Annotated in this window: 13 protein-coding genes; 11 read left to right on the plus strand and 2 right to left on the minus strand. The window is 38.9% G+C overall.

What is annotated here, in order from left to right; genetic code table 11:
* Nucleotides 1–12: 12 nt before the first annotated feature.
* The 11 genes from EES38_RS14360 to EES38_RS14410 all read left to right on the plus strand — a co-directional run bounded on the left by EES38_RS14360 (nt 13) and on the right by EES38_RS14410 (nt 16,530).
* Complete coding sequence (locus EES38_RS14360) at nt 13–1,299, plus strand: aromatic ring-hydroxylating oxygenase subunit alpha (protein WP_124937905.1); 1,287 nt, start codon at nt 13–15, stop codon at nt 1,297–1,299.
* Nucleotides 1,300–1,301: 2 nt separating this feature from the next.
* Nucleotides 1,302–1,784: an aromatic-ring-hydroxylating dioxygenase subunit beta gene (locus EES38_RS14365; protein WP_124937906.1), complete on the plus strand. Its 483-nt coding sequence runs from the start codon at nt 1,302–1,304 to the stop codon at nt 1,782–1,784.
* Nucleotides 1,785–1,795: 11 nt separating this feature from the next.
* Complete coding sequence (locus tag EES38_RS14370; protein ID WP_124937907.1) at nt 1,796–2,545, plus strand: SDR family NAD(P)-dependent oxidoreductase; 750 nt, start codon at nt 1,796–1,798, stop codon at nt 2,543–2,545.
* Between the two features lie 26 nt (nt 2,546–2,571).
* Complete coding sequence (locus EES38_RS14375; protein WP_124937908.1) at nt 2,572–3,531, plus strand: PDR/VanB family oxidoreductase; 960 nt, start codon at nt 2,572–2,574, stop codon at nt 3,529–3,531.
* Between the two features lie 22 nt (nt 3,532–3,553).
* Nucleotides 3,554–4,057: a flavin reductase gene (locus EES38_RS14380; protein WP_124937909.1), complete on the plus strand. Its 504-nt coding sequence runs from the start codon at nt 3,554–3,556 to the stop codon at nt 4,055–4,057.
* A gap of 4 nt (nt 4,058–4,061) precedes the next feature.
* Entirely contained in the window at nt 4,062–5,363 is a 1,302-nt protein-coding gene (locus tag EES38_RS14385) for an amidase (protein WP_124937910.1), read from the plus strand.
* Between the two features lie 233 nt (nt 5,364–5,596).
* Nucleotides 5,597–7,192, plus strand: coding sequence for a DNA phosphorothioation-dependent restriction protein DptF (dptF, locus tag EES38_RS14390; protein WP_124937911.1), 1,596 nt, complete (start codon nt 5,597–5,599; stop codon nt 7,190–7,192).
* 1 nt (nt 7,193) lies between these two features.
* Nucleotides 7,194–8,534 carry a DNA phosphorothioation-dependent restriction protein DptG gene (dptG, locus tag EES38_RS14395; RefSeq protein ID WP_124937912.1) on the plus strand — a complete coding sequence of 447 codons (1,341 nt, stop codon included), beginning with the start codon at nt 7,194–7,196 and terminating at the stop codon, nt 8,532–8,534.
* Entirely contained in the window at nt 8,515–13,653 is a 5,139-nt protein-coding gene (gene dptH, locus EES38_RS14400) for a DNA phosphorothioation-dependent restriction protein DptH (protein ID WP_124937913.1), read from the plus strand. The genes dptG and dptH overlap by 20 nt, the downstream gene beginning before the upstream one ends.
* A gap of 48 nt (nt 13,654–13,701) precedes the next feature.
* Nucleotides 13,702–14,883, plus strand: a complete 1,182-nt coding sequence (locus tag EES38_RS14405; RefSeq protein WP_124937914.1) for a DUF262 domain-containing protein — start codon at nt 13,702–13,704, stop codon at nt 14,881–14,883.
* 3 nt (nt 14,884–14,886) lie between these two features.
* Nucleotides 14,887–16,530, plus strand: coding sequence for an ATP-dependent nuclease (locus EES38_RS14410; protein ID WP_124937915.1), 1,644 nt, complete (start codon nt 14,887–14,889; stop codon nt 16,528–16,530).
* A 134-nt stretch (nt 16,531–16,664) separates the two neighbouring features.
* On the opposite strand, the gene dndE is transcribed toward EES38_RS14410, so the two are convergent.
* Nucleotides 16,665–17,021, minus strand: a complete 357-nt coding sequence (gene dndE / locus EES38_RS14415) for a DNA sulfur modification protein DndE (RefSeq protein ID WP_124937916.1) — start codon at nt 17,019–17,021, stop codon at nt 16,665–16,667.
* Nucleotides 17,021–19,036 carry a DNA sulfur modification protein DndD gene (gene dndD, locus EES38_RS14420; RefSeq protein WP_124937917.1) on the minus strand — a complete coding sequence of 672 codons (2,016 nt, stop codon included), beginning with the start codon at nt 19,034–19,036 and terminating at the stop codon, nt 17,021–17,023. Before dndD ends, dndE begins: the two co-directional genes overlap by 1 nt.
* Between the last annotated feature and the right edge of the window lie 4 nt (nt 19,037–19,040).

Below are 19,040 nucleotides of genomic sequence, written 5' to 3' on the forward strand. Positions count from 1 at the left end.
GAAGTGAAAATTATGGAAGCAATTAACGTTAAAAATATTCCGGTTTCTGCCGCGGAACTTGTTGAAGAAGGACGAGTTCATAAAAGCCTTTATTCTAACCCACAGATCTTCGAAGAAGAGCTAGATAAAGTCTTCAATAATACTTGGGTATATATTGGTCATGAAAGTGAAGTACCTGAGTCAGGTAGTTTTAAAACCAGCTATATTGGACGTCATCCTGTTATTTTAGTGCGTGACCGTAAGAAAAATATCCATGTGTTACAAAACCGCTGCCGTCACCGCGGTGCAACGGTATGTGAAAAACATCGTGGAAAAACCAAGTCATTTACTTGTCCTTATCATGGCTGGGGTTATGCGCTTGATGGTGAACTACGCGCCCTACCAAAACCGGAAGAATACGAAGGTGTTATCGACAAGAAGGACTTGCCATTAGAGGGGCTACGTCATGAGTCCTATCAGGGTATGGTGTTTGCAACATTTAATAATGATATCGAACCTTTGGAGCAGCATCTGGGAGCGGCAAAAAAATGGATCGATTTGTTTGTTAAACAAGCGGGTGGTTTCCCTGTTCAGGTGTTGGGCGAGCATCGCTTTAACTTCCCGGGTAACTGGAAAATTCAGCTAGAAAATACCACTGACGCTTACCACTTCCCAATTGTTCATAAGTCATTCATCAGCTCTCTGGATAACGCGACAGCCGATATCTTTGATTTCCTTGATGGCGAAGGCTTTGTTGAAGATCTTGGTAATGGTCACAGTGTGATGGTCATGATCCCTGAGTTGGTCGATCTGGAAGAAAATCTTGATATCCCAATTCCTGAGCGATTTGAAGAATTGGCAAAGGCATTACGTGCAGAAGGACACGATGAAGCACTCGTGAAGCGTTTAGTACGTGCAGCGCACGGAACAGGATTCAACCTTAACTTATTCCCTAATGTGTCGTGCTCGATGGCATTTTTCCGAGTGTTGCGTCCAGTTTCCGTGGGCGAAACGGAAATTCAACACGTCGCAATTGGCGGTGAAGGCGCACCTAAAGCATTTAACCAAAAACGTATGCGCTTACACGAGCACTTCCAGGGGCCTATGGGATTTGGTACTCCGGATGATGGTGAAGCATGGGAGCGTGTACAGAAGGGAGCGATGGCCGGTAATGATGGTTGGATTCTGGTCAATCGCGGTATGGGCAATCTGCACACTTCACCGGATGGAAATGTAGCTGGTGCCGTCTGTTCAGAAACGGGTATGCGTGGCGCATATCAAAAATACAAGAAAATGATGGCAGCAGGGAAGGAGGCATAACCATGAGCTTAAACGTTGAACTGGTGAATAAAGTCACCGCATTTATTGGTTATGAAGGCGATTTGCTTGACCACCGTGAATATCAAGAATGGCTGTCTATCTGGGATGAATCCGGCTACTACGTTGTGCCAACTGACAACGAAGTAACCGATTATGAAAGCACGCTAAACCTGGCTTACGATGACAGCGCTATGCGTCGTATGCGTATTGCTCGCTTGGAAAGCGGTGAATCTGTTTCTGCATCTTCAGCCACGGTGACCGTTCGCATGTTGTCACGAGTCAGAATTTTAGAAAGTAGTGATGACAAAGTGATTGCTCGTTGTGCGATGACACTCAACGAACTGCGTCACGGTAATCTCATCACCTATCCTGCGGATATGGAGTACACGCTAATTCCGGATGGAGACAGCTTTAAACTGCAGCAAAAAGTGGTGAAGCTACTGCATGCTGAAGGCTATCTTCGTACTGTTAGCTTTATCTTTTAAGGAGAACCAACATGAGTCAGTCAAATCAGGTTGCATTAGTCACAGGTGCTGCCCAAGGTGTGGGTTTTCATATCGCGTCGCGCTTGTACCTGGCAGGGTACAACGTCTTGCTGAGTGACATTAATTTTGATGGTGCGGTGAAAGCGGCTCAGGAGCTTGACGCGAGCGGAGCAAAAGTGAAGCCGTTCAAACTGGATGTCTCGATTGAAAGTGATTTTTCCGCGGCGATTGATGAAGCCATCACCCATTGGGGCGGCCTGCATGTCTTAGTCAATAATGCGGCGATGACCAAAGCGGTTAAGACTATGGAGTTACGTCCAGATGATTTCAAACAGTTAGTCAGCATCAATTTAGGTGGCACCTTCACTGGCTGTCAGGTCATTGGTCGTTATCTGGCTGAGCAGGGCTACGGCCGTATTATCAATATGGCATCGCTTGCTGGGCAGAATGGTGGTACATCAACTGGCGCTCATTATGCGGCATCGAAAGGTGGCATCATTACGCTAACGAAAGTATTTGCTAAAGAGCTAGCTGCTCAAGGTGTGACGGTTAATGCCGTGGCGCCCGGACCGATTGAGTCTCCAATGGTGAAAGAGTTAGTTCCAGAAGAACGTTTGCCAACACTGCTCGGTGCTATCCCTGTCGGTAAATTGGGTGATGCCGATTTTATTGGTGATGTAGTGGTGCAGTTTGCCCGACCTGAAGCCTACTTTACGACCGGTACGACCTGGGACGTAAACGGCGGTTTATTTATGCGTTAAGCCTACGAGGCGCTTAGGAGGTATTTATGAGCGAAGAATTATGTACGGCAGTAGTTCGTAAAAGAGAAGTTCAGGGCAACGGCGTGGTTGTTTTAGAGTTGGCAGATAAAGCGGGAAAACCATTACCTCTTTTTGACGCTGGTGCGCACATTGATTTGCATCTCGACAATGGTTTGATTCGTCAGTATTCACTGTGTGGTGATCCTGCTAACCGCGAGTGTTATCGACTTGGCGTGCTAAACGATCCCAATTCGCGCGGAGGGTCAAAGTCGATCTTTGATTCTTTGGTCGAAGGAAGCGAGCTCACAATCAGTTCACCTCGCAACCTTTTCCCATTAAGCGATGACAAAGCGCCATCATTATTAATCGGTGGTGGGATTGGAATTACGCCGATGATTTCGATGGCCTATAGCTTGATGGGTAGTCAGCGTCCATTTTCGCTTTGGTACTGTGGACGTTCTCGTCAGCACTCAGCCTTTGTAGAAGAACTCAACGATGCTCCATTTTCTGCCGCTGTTCATACGTACTTTACGACCGAACATAACGGTCAGCGTCTCGACTTCACGACAGTCATACCTGATCCGGCGACAGGTACGCATCTTTACGTATGTGGTCCGGTGAATTTTATGGAAGGCGTGATCCAAGCCGCTCAACAGCTTGGTTACAAAGACGACCATATCCATCGTGAGTTCTTTAACGTTGAAGTTGAAACGACAGGCTCTGCTTTTGAAGTCTACGCAGAACAGAGTGGGATTACGATTCAGGTTCAGGAACACGAAACGATCGCTTCAGCGCTTAAAGCAGCCGGTATCAAAGTTCAGGTTTCTTGCGAGCAGGGAACGTGTGGAACATGTTTATGTGATGTGCTGGAGGGCACTCCGGATCATCGGGATGTGTACCTCACCGATGAAGAAAAAGAAGACAATGATCAGATGACTCTTTGTTGTTCTCGAGCAAAGAGTGCCCGATTAGTGCTCGATATTTAAGGAAGAGATTAGGAGCAAAGTCATGATTGAAACAAAAATATTTCGCGATGGTATGGCACTACTTGGTGGTGCGGTATCTGTTATTACCACTGATGGTGACGCTGGTCGTTTCGGCTTTACCGCAACAGCCGTCACAAGCGTTACGGATGAGCCGCCAACGCTTCTGGTATGTATGAACCGAAACTCGTTCGCAAACCCCAACTTCAAACAAAATGGCGTGCTGTGCGTTAACGTTCTACAAGGTCATCACCAAGATATTTCGTGGGATTTCGCGAATCGTGAGCTCACTAGTGAAGAGCGCTTTGCCAAACACGAATGGCAAACGCTAGAGACAGGGTCACCAGTCTTACAACAGGCGCTAGTCAGCTTTGATTGTGAAATTCATGATGTTCATGAAGTGGGTACTCATACCGTTTTTTACTGTCAGGTGAAGGGCGCCAGAATGAGTTCTGAAGGTGCGGGCCTGGTGTATTTTAATCGTGCTTACCATACGTTAGATAACTCTCCAATTTTACAGGTGGGTTAGTCTTATGGATAAAGTTCACTCTTTGAATAAGCTGGGTTTAGTTGAAATGCTCAAAGGCATTGAGGCTGGCGATTTTACCGCGTGCGATATCATTAATGCGTGTTTTGACCAGATTGATGCTCGTGAGACCGATGTCGGTGCTTGGCAATTCAAATTGAGTCGAGAAGATTTCTTGGCTCAATACCGTCAGAATGAAACATTCTACCAGCAGAGCCTTCTCAAAGGGCTGCCAGTTGGTATTAAAGACATTATCGATACCAAAGGTATGCCGACCGAAATGGGGTCTGGCATTCATAACGGACGTATTCCGGGCGACGACGCAACGTGTGTTGAGCTAATCAAACAGGCGGGTGGTATTGTTCTTGGAAAAACGGTTACAACGGAATTTGCGTATTTTAAACCGGGCAAAACCAAGAACCCAGCCGATTTATCAAGAACACCAGGCGGTTCTTCCAGTGGTTCCGCTGCAGCGGTTGCTGATAATATGGTACCCATTACGCTAGGTTCTCAGACTGCAGCTTCGGTTATTCGTCCTGCTGCGTACTGCGGCTCGATTGGTTATGTCGCCAGTCGCGGAGATTTCTCGCTAAGAGGTTGTCAGCCTCTTGCTCAGTCACTTGATTCACTGGGGGCGTACGCAAGACGCATCGAAGATCTTCAGTTTCTAAGATCTATCCTTCTGCGCACATCTGTTAACTCACAGGTTCTTTCAGCCATCAAGCCTACGAAAATACTCTTCTGCTTAGGTGAGCAGGTGGGGGATGTGGATCCTGAAATGGAACAGGCATTGAAAAGCGTTGCATCGACGCTAGCAGAGCAGAGCGTTGAACTGGTTCCTCTTGAGGATCAAGGGCGAATTCGTCGTCTGGTATCCTGCCATGAAACCATTATGGCGTGGGAAGTGTGTCGAAATCTGGCAAAAGAGTCATTGCAACCCGAATCCATGAGCGAGCCATTACAAGCGTTAATGAAAAATGGCTTAGCGATGAGTCGCGCTGACTTTATCGCAGCACAAAATGAAGTTTCTCAGATTCAGGCATGGCTAAAAGCGACAATGCAAGGAGCAGACGCAATACTAGCTCCAGCCGCTCCAGGTGTCGCTCCGGTTGGTCATGAAAAAACGGGTGCCCCTCACATGAGCCGCCCGTGGCAAGTCCTTGGCCTGCCAACAGTCACTCTTTCCGGCGTAACGAATAAAGACCATCTTCCGCTTGGCCTACAACTCATTGGTCAGCAACGAGCCGATGAAGCACTACTGCAAATCGCAAAGTGGTGTGAGACGGTTGTCGATGGGGTGGTTGTTTAAATAACATTCCCCCAATATTAGATATATAAATATTAGGGGGATGCATATTTTTAGCAAATTAGTCAGTTATCCTATCCCTGCAAAAATCAAGATGAACTTAATGTACTCAAATCAACTCTAGAGCTAATTTTTCCGAATTAAACTTGACAATAATGTGTAATTAGTAGGATTTTATATGAGCTAAATCTCATTTAAATGATTATAAAATTCAGTTGTGTATATAGGTTGTCATTTTGGAATTACTACAGGCTTTAAGTATCCTGTCTAAGTCCTCACCATTTGCAGTGAGTACAGAAAGAGCAGAAGAAGATGCTCAATTATCAACGTATAAAAATTATATTTATATACAAACCGATATTGAGCAAGATTTTAAAAAGTCATTACTCAAATCAGGAAACCACGATATCGTTTTTTTGTGTGGTAGTAGTGGTGATGGAAAATCTGAAATTTTAACTCGCTATAGCCGAGATTACCGCTCAACCAAAGATTTTCATCTTGATGCAACCCATGCTTTTGTTCCATCGCAAACTGCGATTCAAGCGTTAGATGAAAAATTCACTCAGTTTAAAGCGAATTCCAAACCTTTAATTATCGGCATCAATATCGGTATGTTGGGTAACTACGCTGAAGAAGGTGCGGATGAACATCAGGATATTAAAGATTCAATTAAAGCATTTCTGTCTAATGAAGTAGAATCTATACCGTATAATCATACTTATCTTGATTTCGAAAAATACCCTAAATTCTGTTTTGAAGATAATGTTGGGAAATCAGATTTCACTGAATTATTTCTTCAGCGGTTAACTGAGCCTGATCTTAAAAATCCTTTCTATGCTCTTTATTCATATGAATTGCAAAAGAAAACAAATTCCCGCTTACTAACAAACTTCGCTTTATTGAGTAATCCTTCAGTACAGAGAACCATTGTTGAACTATTGCTGAAAGCGAGATTGATTAAAGATCAGTTTTTAACTGCTCGTGCATTGTTAGATTTTGTGTTTCAGATAGTCGCGATGGACGGTTATCTGTTTGATAACCTATTTACAGCAACGAATAATGAAATACTAGAGCAGATTCGAAGCTTTGACCCAAGTGCTAATCATACAAAACATATCGATGAGTTTATTCTTGAATTTAGCTTGGGAATGGAAAATTCAAGTTATGCAGAATTAAAGACGAAATTGAACACTTTTGGCATTTTTGATATTCCGACGCCTAAATCAATGTTAAGAGCTCTCTATGTCTTAAAGTCTGATGATGATTTTCTTAATGAATTTTCTTCTAAACTGATTGAAGACTTTGATAATCAATTGGTTGACCGTTATGCGTATGTTTGGTCCTTGCATGATGGATTCAATGCAAATCAAGAATACCGTCGTGAACTAAACCACTTTTATCGTGATGTATTAGTTCCTGCAATTCATCGTTACTGTAATCGTAATTCTCCTAATTTGGATAAAGATGCTTATTTTGTAAATGAATTTAACGAATTTAAGGTCGCTGTAGAATTAGATGTCAGAGCTGACTTTACTCAGTTAAAGCTTCAGCCAAAAGCTAAGATTGGTGTCTTTAATGCATTTCTTCAAATAAATAGTAAACCAATCAAACCTGTCGCGATAAATATTAATCTCTTTGAGCTACTGGAAAAAATCAATCAAGGATATCGCCCAAATAAGCATGATAAAAATGCGGTATTACAACTAGAAGATGTGGTAGAGCAAATTGTCGCGATATCTACCGAGGAAGGTACGCTGCATATCTTTAGTTCGGAAAATAAATATAAAATCACCAATGAAGATGGTGAGTACTTTGAAGTGAGTGGTATTTAGCATGGATAACTTTTCTTTACCATTTAACGCTGATCTCCCTGTAACCAAAGATAAAGTGGCCAATAAAAATAGTTTAAATAGTTTTTTACCTATTAGAACAAAAGGCAATGATTTTGATTGGAGTGTTGTCATTGGTTTAATTTTGGGCACCCTGATTAGAAAAAAAATCGATAACTATGACTACGTTACTTTTAAACAAGACTGTCAGGATGTATTTGAGTCGAAACTTGGGCGCAAAGAGTTTTGGACAGTACTTGATAAAATGTATTTTGAGGATGGGGCGTTATTTAGTGTTAGTCCTGAAACCTTATTATTTAAGAGCCAAAAAGAGGTTCGTAGTAAAAGTGATGAACGGATTGCCTCATTATTTACTAATTTGCTTCAAGAACTACGGATCAAAGATTTCGATACAAAGCTGAATTTTTTAGAGAATGAAATCTTAACCACTCTAAGAAATCAAATGCGAGAAGAATCGTTTACCGCAAAAGAATTACCGTATTTACCTTTTCTATCGGCATGTTTTAGAAAAGATCTGCAGTTTTTATCTGAACACCCCAAATACTTACTTGCTCAAATTCAACCGTTTTTAAGTTTATATGGTTTTATTTACGTGGCTCAACTTTCTCTTGTGTTGCCCGATTGGAGAAAAGCCGAAGCTCCAGAATCTAAGCCTCTGTATTTTATTATGGATCATGAACGAGCAAGTAGTGAACGAGTCCATGTTAGAAACCATGGCTATAAGCTATTTGAAGACGGCTGTTACAGGTTATTTCCGTATTTAACCATGCTTGAAATGTTGCAACCTGAGAAATCATCATTACCCAATGGTAAAAAGTTACCTTTATGGCAATTAGCTCAAAATATTCAAGAAAGCCAAAATGCAACTGTGAGTGAGCGTTTAGCTTTATTTGCCAAAGCGTTTAAAGCAAATCGAAATCTAGACATGGTTCTTGAAGAGTCAGACGATGCATTCAAGTGGTTAGATCAGTTGCTCAAGCTTAGTGTTGCCCAGTTTGAGGATAAAACAACAGAACGTCCTGCGATTAATCGTAAATATGTAGCAGAAGTTGAAAAGTATCTAGCTTCAGGGTTTGTACATCGTAGAGGACGTGCGGGACGAGTGTTGGTTCTTAACCAAGAATATTTACTGCTCTTAGCTAATTTAGCCATTGGGAAAAGAGAAAAAATACGTTTTCAGGAATTAGTTGGTGAATTCAAAGCCCGTGGTGTCTTTTTGGATAAACAAACAGAGCTTGAGCTGATTAAGTTTTTTGAGCGTATTGGTAATGTAGAAAAAATGAGTGACAGTGGAGATGCGGTTTATGTCCGAAAAACAATTTGAAGAGTTTCTTGCTGAGCGATTTGTGCAACAGGCGAGTCAGGATATAAAACCGGGTTTTCGTTATCAATTTAAGTCACCTGATAATGAGAATAGTGAACGGCTATTCTTAGCAATGAAAGCTCGTACCACGGGAAGTTTTACGACCCCTCATGGAACGGAGTTATCTTATATTGATACTGGTTCTTGTAAAATAATCCCTGTTTTGCATGGTGAAGCTGGTTCAAGCTCTTTAGGTTTTACTGAAAACTATATTTCTCATCTAAGGGATCAAATTGCCAGCCAAGAAGGTGATTTAAAAGGTTGTGCTTTAGTTATTATTCATAATAGCTTATTGGATACTCTGATTAATTCGGCTGATAACTTAGCTTCAAAAGGTCAAGTTTGGAGCCCCGAATGCATTCGGGATGCGCTGAAAACACTCGTCGATCAAACTGATAAAAATCATAAAGTTTCAGAATGTTTATTAGATAATCAGTTCGATAATATTCTCGAAGATGGTGCAACCATGTTCGGGTTTGAAAAACTGTTTAAAGCTGTTGAAGATGGTGATCTGCTCTTTCATGAATTGGATATGTTTGATGATCCATTGATTACACAGATGGAACATAATACAAAACAGATCAAAGCCCGTTTGGATATCAATCGTTCTTTGTACCAAGAAATTTCCTATGAAGTTGAAAACTTCGGTGAACAATTACTCGAGCGCTTGAAAGACTTTAGTGAACGCTTTATTCGTAAACATTTTATTGATGCAGAGCCAGATGAATGGAAAAAGCTAGAACTGGAAGCACTGCTGCAAGAGAAGAAAAATAATGCTAAACAGCAGTTAATATTGGAAAGTGAAAATCTTACTTCCGGTAATATAATTGCTCGTAACCGTTCTGAGTCTAAAGCAGGTATGCGTGATAGACATGTCATTATTGAACTCGACTCAGAACAGGCTGAATTTGAATTACGATTAGAATTTAAGGGGACCAGCGATCTCACTAAACAGCAATTAAAAATTCAACCGGCAAAAGCACTGGACGATAGCGAACAATGGACTGTCAGAAATTCGTTTAAAAGCGCATTTGCTACATTAAATTCTTCTTTTAATGGCGAACCGACTTATTTCACTATTGCTCTTCGACGGGATAATACCTCTGAAAACTATACATTTAAGTGTTTAGTTGTTCGGAAAGGTCAATTCTTTCTCGAACCATTTAAAAATGTATTCACGGTTGAACCTCAAAAAAATAAGCAGCGAATTACGATTAATATTGATGAAAATCGTTTGCCTGTTAATCCAAATGGGACGGTTTCTTGTGAATTAACCGATACCAATCAAGTTGTTGATATCAACCAGTACGGAGTGGTTGATTTTGAGTCTCTAGCAAATGAATCGGATGAAATTGAGTTCTTTCTGCAGTCTGGTGAACAACAATTAAAATTACGTGTGGAGGGTGCTGTAGCTAAGGATTCTCTTCCTCTTCCATTACTGCTTAACAAAGGCCGACTCCATAAATTATTTAACGATGAATATAATGGAGAGTTCTTTGCGAATAAAAGTAAAGTTGGACTAGATAACAGCGAATTTGTGGTAACGGCGACACGAGCGCAACTTTTAAAATTTGAACAGCGCTTTATTGATGAAAAGGCAATCTGTTTAATTGGGGAAGATAACAGTATCCCATTAGCTGAACTTTCTTCATGTGCCCCTGAAATTGAGCAAGCTTATCAACAGTTATTTGCTTATCTCACCGATAAAAAAAGTACGCCATCTTTGGTTTCTTGGGGAGATGAATATCTCAATATCGTAGAGAGAATTGTTAATACTTGTCTTGAGTATTTTTCGGCGATTCCAACTAGTGGTTCATTGTCCGATGAGCAACGACTAGTATTAAAGGTTGGACGAGTATGGTTGGACGGTGAAGAATTCTATTCACCTTATCATCCATTGATTTTGTCGTATTACTTCAATTTGTGTCGTCAAATAAAGTCGGATAGTTCTGATAGTTTTTCAGATATACCGTCTGTGACGTTAGATAGGCTTGTACCAGCTGGTTTGATGCCATACAGCTATCATCCTGATTATGAGTATTCCTATAATCAGACGGTAAAAGAAAATGCCTTTTGGATAAAAAGTGTTCCTCAAGAACACAGTACTCATACCTTTATTCGCAAGCTGGTTAAAGAAAAAATTGAAGAATTTCAGGCGGCATTTAGTCAGCTATTTGATGACCACAATAACAGTTTGATTATCAATGTTGTGAATCTTGAACAAGCAGAAGAGCTCTTCTTGGGATTGGTTGATTACATCAAAGACAACGGAGAGCAGGCGTCATCAATTCATGTCAACTTATATGATGACCAATTACTTTTTAATGCTTTTGACCGTTTTGCTGAAGCAGATAAGTATGAAGCGATTAAATCTTGGTTAGGACTGGATAAAGGACAAAAATTAAGAGAAATTGCTGACTCAGTCATTGATACTCTGAGAACTCGATTGACCTACAGTAAATTCACTAATAGCCAAGTTGAGTCTGGAGGGCAGTCCTACGCACACTTAACGTTTTTCCGTAATAACAGTAAAGTCGATTGTACCGATGTGGATATTGATGATATGGAATGCAGTGTTGCGGCAGATGGCTTATTGGCAGGTGAAGCTTCCCATAGCAATAATGGATCTTATTACACTGGTTTTGGGCTGGCGAACATCACTTACTATGATAAGCCGCATTTAAAAATGGCGAAGTATATTGGGTCATTAACTAAGCCTGCATTGGGTAAAAATATCCAGTATCACGGTAAAAACGCAGTCTCACTTGCGGTAAGTGAAGATTTTAAAGCGCTGTTAAAACGTTCTTATAATAGCTCCGTTTGGACCACTATTATCGATCCTAAAGTTACCCTTGATTTCTTCCATAGTAATGAAGATGTGGTATTGATCCATTATTCCGATCAGTACACCAGTTCATCGAGTTACGACGCGATTACCGTTACCGCACAACGCCATTTATTTGAAAAAGTTCTTGATCACGAAAAAGGTGGTTTTGTTGATGAGTTCAATGCGTTTAATGGTGATTGGCTGTTAAAAATGATCAGCAGCCCTGCAAATGGTAACAAATCCGTTGAGCAGTTTGAAAAGCTGAGAAAAGAGCGTCGTGGAATTATCGGTGCTTATAAATTTGTCACCAGCATGGTAAGTCAATCGGATATTACTTGGGTTCCATTATCTGTCGCTGAGATGATCCGTGTTTCGGGAAATCTGGGCTTAAAAATGTCAGATACTGAATTTTCCCGTAATGTAAATGGATATCGGAAAGGTGCTATTTCTGATGATGTATTATTGGTTGGATTGAAAGATCAGACCCTTTATCTTTTACCATTAGAGGTAAAAACAGGTGCTATACCTGATTACAAGAAAGCGGTTGAGCAATCTAAAGAGCTCGGTCGTTATTTAGCGGAAGATATTCTTGGCGGTGACAGTTTATTAGCTCAGCTGTATCGCAGTTTGTTTATTCGTCAAATCCTAATGCAGGTTGATAAATACCGTCTATACAATGTTTTCCATTCTGGTTATTTTGATTCATTCCTCGCAGAGAAAGAGCAATGGCTAGCAGGGCATTATCAGCTTGATGAGATAGAGAATTATCCAAAAGGTTTTGTGGTTAGCCATTTAGAAACAGCCGCATGTTTAGATACAAACTACCAAATGGTAGAGGATATCTTACGCATTGAGTTACCAATGTCATTATTGGATTCTCTTGTTTCTACACCGCTTCAACAGCTTTTAGATGGTCAATCAATTAGCCAAATATATAAAGTTCCTGATGAGTATATTCTTCGAGATGCTACAACGAACATTATAACGTCAATAGCTGATGCTAAACCAGCTACTGATGAAGTCGTAGATGGTGAAGATTCAAATACTGATTCAACTGGTAATGATTCAGATGAGTTTATTGAAGAAGTAGAAGAGTCAGAAAAAGAATCGAACATTGTTGAATCAGATGGACACTTAACAGTTCTGTTTGGTCATAATGCTATGAACCAACAACCTTTAGAGTGGGAGCCAACCAATACTGCCAAGTTTATGAATACCAATACAGGTATTATTGGCACGATGGGGACGGGGAAGACTCAGTTCACTAAATCGGCAATTACACAGTTATACCGTAATCAACACAATAATGTTGATGGTCAACCTATTGGAATGCTTATTTTCGATTATAAATCGGATTATGTGGATGATGAGTTTCAACAAGCTTCTGGAGCTAAGAAATTTAATCTATTCCATTTGCCATATAACCCTCTGAGTTTGTTTGGTGATACACCAATGTTGCCAGTACATACTGCTCGTGGGTTTTCAGAAACAGTGGCAAGGGCGTTTAACTTAGGTCAGAAGCAGCAACTGAAACTTCGTAAATTGATTGGGGAGGCTTATGAGTTAGCAGGTATTCACAAAGCTGATCCAATCACATGGTCAAAACCAGCACCAACCATCGAAGATGTCTGGCAATTATTTTTAGATTCTGAACCCGATCCTGATTCGTTATATGCGGCATTAGAGACACTATGTGAATTAGAGGTGTTCGAGACTGATTATCAAAAATGCCAAAGTTTGTATGACTTAATGGATGGAATTACGGTTATTGAACTGGCTGGTTATCCTGGAGAAATACAAAGCTTGGTGGTGGCATTAACATTAGACCTTTTCTACATGCAAATGCAGAAGAAAGGAAAACCACAAGTCCAAGGGGATTTCCGTCAAATCACTAAGATGATTCTGGTGGATGAAGCCGATAACTTTATGTCTCAGAACTTTCCAAGTTTGCGCAAAATTCTAAGAGAAGGTCGTGAATATGGGGTTGGCGTTATTTTATCTACTCAGGACATTACCCATTTCCATACTGGCGAAAATGATTATTCAAGTTATATCCTAACATGGGTAATTCACCGAGTAGCAAAAATTAAAGCACAAGATATTAAAGCGATGTTTAGTGTGAATGAAAAAGCAGATCAAGATCGGTTAATGGATACGATCCAAAAACTGGATAAACATTATAGCTTGTATATAGACGGCGCTAAGAATATTGTGAAAATGCGTGATAGGGCGTTTTGGGAATTGGTTAAATAATTTATTAACGTTTTAATTTAGATTAAAAATAACTTGAGCTAAAGGTTTATGAAAATAGAATCATATGACAGAGAAATCGATTTTCTTTATTACAAAATAGATAAAGGACAATTAGATCTCCAGCCAGATTTTCAAAGAGCAGAGGTTTGGAAAGGTCCAAAGAAGAAATTACTAGTAGATACAGTACTTAGGGGGTGGCACGTGCCTCCTATACATGTAATTTTTGATGCGACAACAGGAAAGCAAGAGGTACTTGATGGGCAGCAACGGTTGAGTTCGATAGTGGGCTTCAAAAAGGGGGAATTTCGAGTTGATGGTAATATTGAACCCTTTGATGAATATATTAATTCTTTACATGGCAAAAAATATAGTGAACTTCCGGATGAAGCGAAAAGTCAGTTTGATTCATATACTATTAGAGTTTTAGAAATTAAACAATATAACCAGGGAGAGCCTGGAGAGTTATTTAACAGACTAAATGAATCCTTAAAATTAACATCTGCAGAAAAAAGGAATGCTTATGTTGGTGAATTAAGATCCCAAATGAAATATTTAGTCTCAAAGTTAGAAGAGTATGAAGTTACTAGTTCATTCTTGGGCTTTAGTAATCAGAGGCTTGCATATCATGACTTATTTGTGAAATTGTGTTATTTATTAGAACATGGTTCATTGTTTGTAAAATATACAGAAAATGATCTAAATAAATTGGCTAGAGAGGATACGCCATATAGTTTAAAAGTGATAGATGCATTGGAATATTCTATTTCTATACTTTCAAAAGTAAAAAAAATCACAGAAAGCAATCAAGTAAATATTCATGTCACTAAAGCTACAGTTTTTTCTTGGTTATATCTGATAGCAGACTTGCACATTAATGGTATCAATGATGATTCCGTATTGATAGATAGCTTTATTAAGTTTGAATCTATAAGATATGACCATAAAAATAATACAGACATAAATGTTGACGATTTGGGTTTAGATTTTGATATTATTAACTCCATTTTTCTTATATTTAATGAGCGAGCTACATCTAGAGTGACCACTACTAGTTCGTTAGCTATAAGAGATATTATTATTTCTATTTTTATATATATTACATGCCCAGGTGCAAATATACTTTCTGAAGATAAAAAACAGCAAATTATTGACATGATAAGTAGATTTGACAATAAAAATGTCAAACTAGTATTAGAAGAATATGCTGAAGAAGTTGTATGGAGTGTTTAAATTATGAAATTAGCCCAAATCAATGATGGCTGGGATAATGTAAACAAATTCAAAAATTATCGTTCAGTTGTTAAAAATATCTCTTTCAGAAATAGTCGATCATTTGATGATTTTTGTTTGCCGGTTAATTCTGCTGTAACTGCAATATGCGGCAGAAACGGAGTAGGAAAGAGTAATTTTCTTAGATCCGTTTATGCCGCTATTTCAGGGGATACAAGTAATTCTCCAGAGCATCTGTTAGAAAGTCTTCAGTGTGTAGATGTCAATCTAACATTAAGAGGTGGAAAGCATTCTCCATCTCGTAACTTAACCTTAAATCTAAACTCTGAAGAGAGATTACCTGTAGATTCATTTTATTTAGATCCTTCAGTCTTCGCTTTTGAAACGCTCGAAGCGATAAAATCAGAAGGTGATATTAAAACGATATTAAATAATTCCCCCCAGTTTTCATTGAATGATGAGCATAAGGAATTCATAAAAAAAGTTCTCGGTAAAAAATATTCTAATATCGTTGTTTATGAATTCAAACCAAGTGATAAAACTGGTGAAGAAGAAAATAATAAAATATTCCCATATTTTGAAGTTACATTAAATGATATAACTTATACTAATCAATATATGGGTTCAGGAGAGCATAAATGTCTAATATTAATTTGGAGTATTTTATCTCTTGAAAATAATTCATATTTTTTTATGGAAGAACCTGAATCATTCGTTTGTCCAAGATTTCAACGTATTTTAATGGATTTTGTTTCATTTTATGCTAGTGATAAAAAACTGACAGTATTCTTGACAACTCATTCTGAACATATACTAAGTAGTTTAAAAACAACATCTATATTTTCTTTAAAGAGAAAGTCTTCAAGCAAGTTTGTATTAGTCAATGAAAGAGATTCAATTAAATATAGAAAAACTCTGGGGTTAAGCTCTCCTAAGTCTCATATATTGTTAGTTGAAGATGAATTTGCTCAAATCTTATTAGAGGAGATTTTTTGCTATTATAGGCACTATTTAGTAGAGGTAAGTAACCTGCATAGTATGTCGGGAGAGTCTAATATTTATGAAGTAGCTAAGAGAATAAATTCTAAAAAAGATATGAAATTCATAGCAATTTACGATGCAGATCAACGTGGAAAAGCTATTTCGGATTCAAAGATACCTTCCGTTTATCTACCATCCACGAATAATTTAGCTCCAGAAAAAGATATTATAAATTATATTGAAAATAACTCAGAACTTTTTGCATATGCTTTAGGAGTGAATCATGACGACTTAGATGCTATCTTAGCTGATTTTACTGAGGATCATCATGATTGGTTTATTGAACTTCATAGACTGTTTGAGAAAAATATAACAAAATATAACTTGAGAGAGTTTAAATGCAAGGCAATACAATGTTGGATATCCGAGAATAAAGAGATTTGTGATAAATTTATTTTTGAGTTGGATAATTTAGATAGCCTTGTTAAGGCTAAGGTAATTCAAGGAAATACAGATGATTCGATTCTTGCCTTTATAAATGAAAATATTTGTTATGAAACAATAAATGTACCTAAAAATATCAATGTTGATGAGGTTCATTATTTTAAAATTGATAGTGCTTCAGATAAGTCGACTAAATTAGTATATAGTGATGAGATTAATTGAATAGAAAGTCTCTATTTATTTTAAATAAGGTGTTAGATTTATTTAAAAATAAAAATCTGAATAATCTGTTTTTATGAAAATATTTAGAGAGACATAATTAGGGTGATCTTCTAATTATGTCTCTTACCAGCTAGTTAGGTCAGATTTACAGAATTTGATAAATTTATTAATGTTCGATGATTACGTACAGCCGCAATCCCATCCTCAACATGAGCAGCCCAAGCCTGTTGGTGCTGCTTACTATCTAGATCTGGATAATACAGTTTCAACATCAGCTCAGTCACATCACTGGTTTCCCCAAGCCAGGTAAACTTATCCAAAACCAGAGAACCATCTAATTTAGCTTCCTGTCCTGAATAACGAAAGTCACTTTCAATAGAACGGAAAAAAGCGATACGTGCTGATACGTTGGGTGTTATACCGGTATAGCCTTTTAATTTCTTAAGCTGCTCTTCCGTTGAGCGAGTTAAATTCATACGGTTAGGTAACATTACACTGCCTCCTGTACTGCTAGCTGCCAGAAGTAACCTTGTTTGATATGAGACGATTTGGTTCTACCATCAAAGCAGATCTCGTAAGTCTTGGCGATATCATCCTGAATGAGGTTGATATAATCTTTATCGATTTCGGTATCCGTTGACAAAATTACAACTTGATGACTTGCGGTAGGGAAGTAATTTTCCACTAGCTTATCTCGGTGGTGCGAATCCAAACGACCTAAAGGCGTATCGATAATAATTGGCAGTTTATGGCCTGATGTAGTCCCAAGTGCTTCTAGAATTGAAATCGCATAAATCTGTTTTTCACCTGCGGACATTGCTTTGCGGTTGATCTTATTACCATTCTCGTCAATTAACTCAACATCGAATGATTTAGGGTTAATGCTTGCTGTAATCTGTAAATCTTCTTTGCGAGCCAGTTTTTTATATGATGCAACAAAGTTGGTTTCTAATGTTTTTACCCGAGATCGAGTTAGCTGTTCAGCGAATTTATCCAAGAGCAAAATGCCATTTTGGGCATTTTCGATACTTGCATTTTTACTGGCGTTATCACGGTGTTTATCATGTAATTTTTGGATCTGTTTAGCCGTATCCAGTGCTAAACGCAGCTCTTGTTTTGCTTCTTCCAAAAGTGCTTTGTAATCAGAAATGAGTTCCTGTTTTTTCTTATCTTTTTTGCGAATGTTATCCAATGTGTCTTGTAGCTGTTCTTTTTCTGGCGCACGAGCTACATTTTCAGAAATGTGGTCCAATTGGTTTTCCACTTCAGCTAAGCGAGTTCTTGCTTCATCAAAACGAGTATAAGACTCTTTACTATGATTTACTTGATAATCAATGGCGTTTGCCTGACGATCTGAAATATCTAACAATAGCTCTGAATTTGTCGCGTCTTTCATGTACTCATTAAAACAATCACCAATCGCTTCCATTGCCACTGGAGCTGAACCAGATAGACGGAATGACAGATCTTGTCTTAATGTATCAAGGAACGAATCCAGCTCTTTACCAAAGTTTTGTTTTTGTTTTAGCTTTTGCTCTTGCTGAATTTTATTCAGAAGAGTTTTCATTGCATTAGGCGCTAAAGCAAAAGGTAAACTGGTTTCCATCTCCATACGAAGCTGCTTTTCAAGTTCCACTTTTTCTTTGAGAAGAGCGTCGATTTTATCTTTTTCTTCTTCCCGTGTTTCAGCCCAAGCACCACCATTGCGTGATAGGTCATTTTCTAGAGTTTGAATATCTCTGGTTACTTGTTTTATTTGGCTGGAAAGAAGATCGGCTTCATTACGTAAGACTTCTGATTTACGTTCGTGTTTTATTCTAACTTCATCAAGTTGAGCCAATTGTTGTTTTACCGATTGATCCAGTAAAGAAGCCCCTTGCTTTTTGAGGTAGATGTGTAAGTCACTTTTCAGTTTACTAATCACATCAAGACCTAATAAACGTTTTACTGCGGTCTTTAATACATTACCGGATTCATCTTCGGCTAATTCGGCAATCTTTTCGCCGTCAAAGAAGAAAAGATCGGCGATGCCGTTCGGAATTAGCTCGTTTAAAAAGCCTTGGCATTGATCATAAGAAAGTTCAGGAAGCTCTTGTCCATCTTTTTCTAACTGCAGTTTATCCAGTTTGCCTTTTTTCCAGCCACGGATAACTTTATAAGTATTTTCTTCACCTGACTGGTTATGAGTAAACTCTAATTCAATATAAGCTTGTTCTGGTGAGTTAACACCATTGCCATTATGAACCAGCTCAGCCAGGGCTTCAGCATACTCATTATTATGAAGTGGTTTTCCAAAAGATTGCCGACCATACAGTGCTAAGCGCACAGCTGTGAGTATTGAGGTTTTACCTGCCCCATTTAAGCCACCGAACAGAATGATAGGGCGCTCGGTTCCTGCAATTTCATTACCTTTCGCATCACTGATGGCTGATGAAGGACTTAGATCGATTTCATGCAGTCCACAGAATACGCGGAAATTATTAAGTGTAAGTTTGGTAATTAACATCGAT

Origin of the sequence: Vibrio viridaestus (genome assembly GCF_003856525.1) — a bacterium.
Taxonomy (GTDB): domain Bacteria; phylum Pseudomonadota; class Gammaproteobacteria; order Enterobacterales; family Vibrionaceae; genus Vibrio; species Vibrio viridaestus.

Coding starts and splice junctions, on each gene's coding strand:
- EES38_RS14360 (WP_124937905.1), top strand. CDS start 13: ATGGAAGCAATTAACGTTAAAAATATTCCGGTTTCTGCCGCGGAACTT.
- EES38_RS14365 (WP_124937906.1), top strand. CDS start 1,302: ATGAGCTTAAACGTTGAACTGGTGAATAAAGTCACCGCATTTATTGGT.
- EES38_RS14370 (WP_124937907.1), top strand. CDS start 1,796: ATGAGTCAGTCAAATCAGGTTGCATTAGTCACAGGTGCTGCCCAAGGT.
- EES38_RS14375 (WP_124937908.1), top strand. CDS start 2,572: ATGAGCGAAGAATTATGTACGGCAGTAGTTCGTAAAAGAGAAGTTCAG.
- EES38_RS14380 (WP_124937909.1), top strand. CDS start 3,554: ATGATTGAAACAAAAATATTTCGCGATGGTATGGCACTACTTGGTGGT.
- EES38_RS14385 (WP_124937910.1), top strand. CDS start 4,062: ATGGATAAAGTTCACTCTTTGAATAAGCTGGGTTTAGTTGAAATGCTC.
- dptG (WP_124937912.1), top strand. CDS start 7,194: ATGGATAACTTTTCTTTACCATTTAACGCTGATCTCCCTGTAACCAAA.
- dptH (WP_124937913.1), top strand. CDS start 8,515: ATGTCCGAAAAACAATTTGAAGAGTTTCTTGCTGAGCGATTTGTGCAA.
- EES38_RS14405 (WP_124937914.1), top strand. CDS start 13,702: ATGAAAATAGAATCATATGACAGAGAAATCGATTTTCTTTATTACAAA.
- EES38_RS14410 (WP_124937915.1), top strand. CDS start 14,887: ATGAAATTAGCCCAAATCAATGATGGCTGGGATAATGTAAACAAATTC.
- dndE (WP_124937916.1), bottom strand. CDS start 17,021: ATGTTACCTAACCGTATGAATTTAACTCGCTCAACGGAAGAGCAGCTT.
- dndD (WP_124937917.1), bottom strand. CDS start 19,036: ATGTTAATTACCAAACTTACACTTAATAATTTCCGCGTATTCTGTGGA.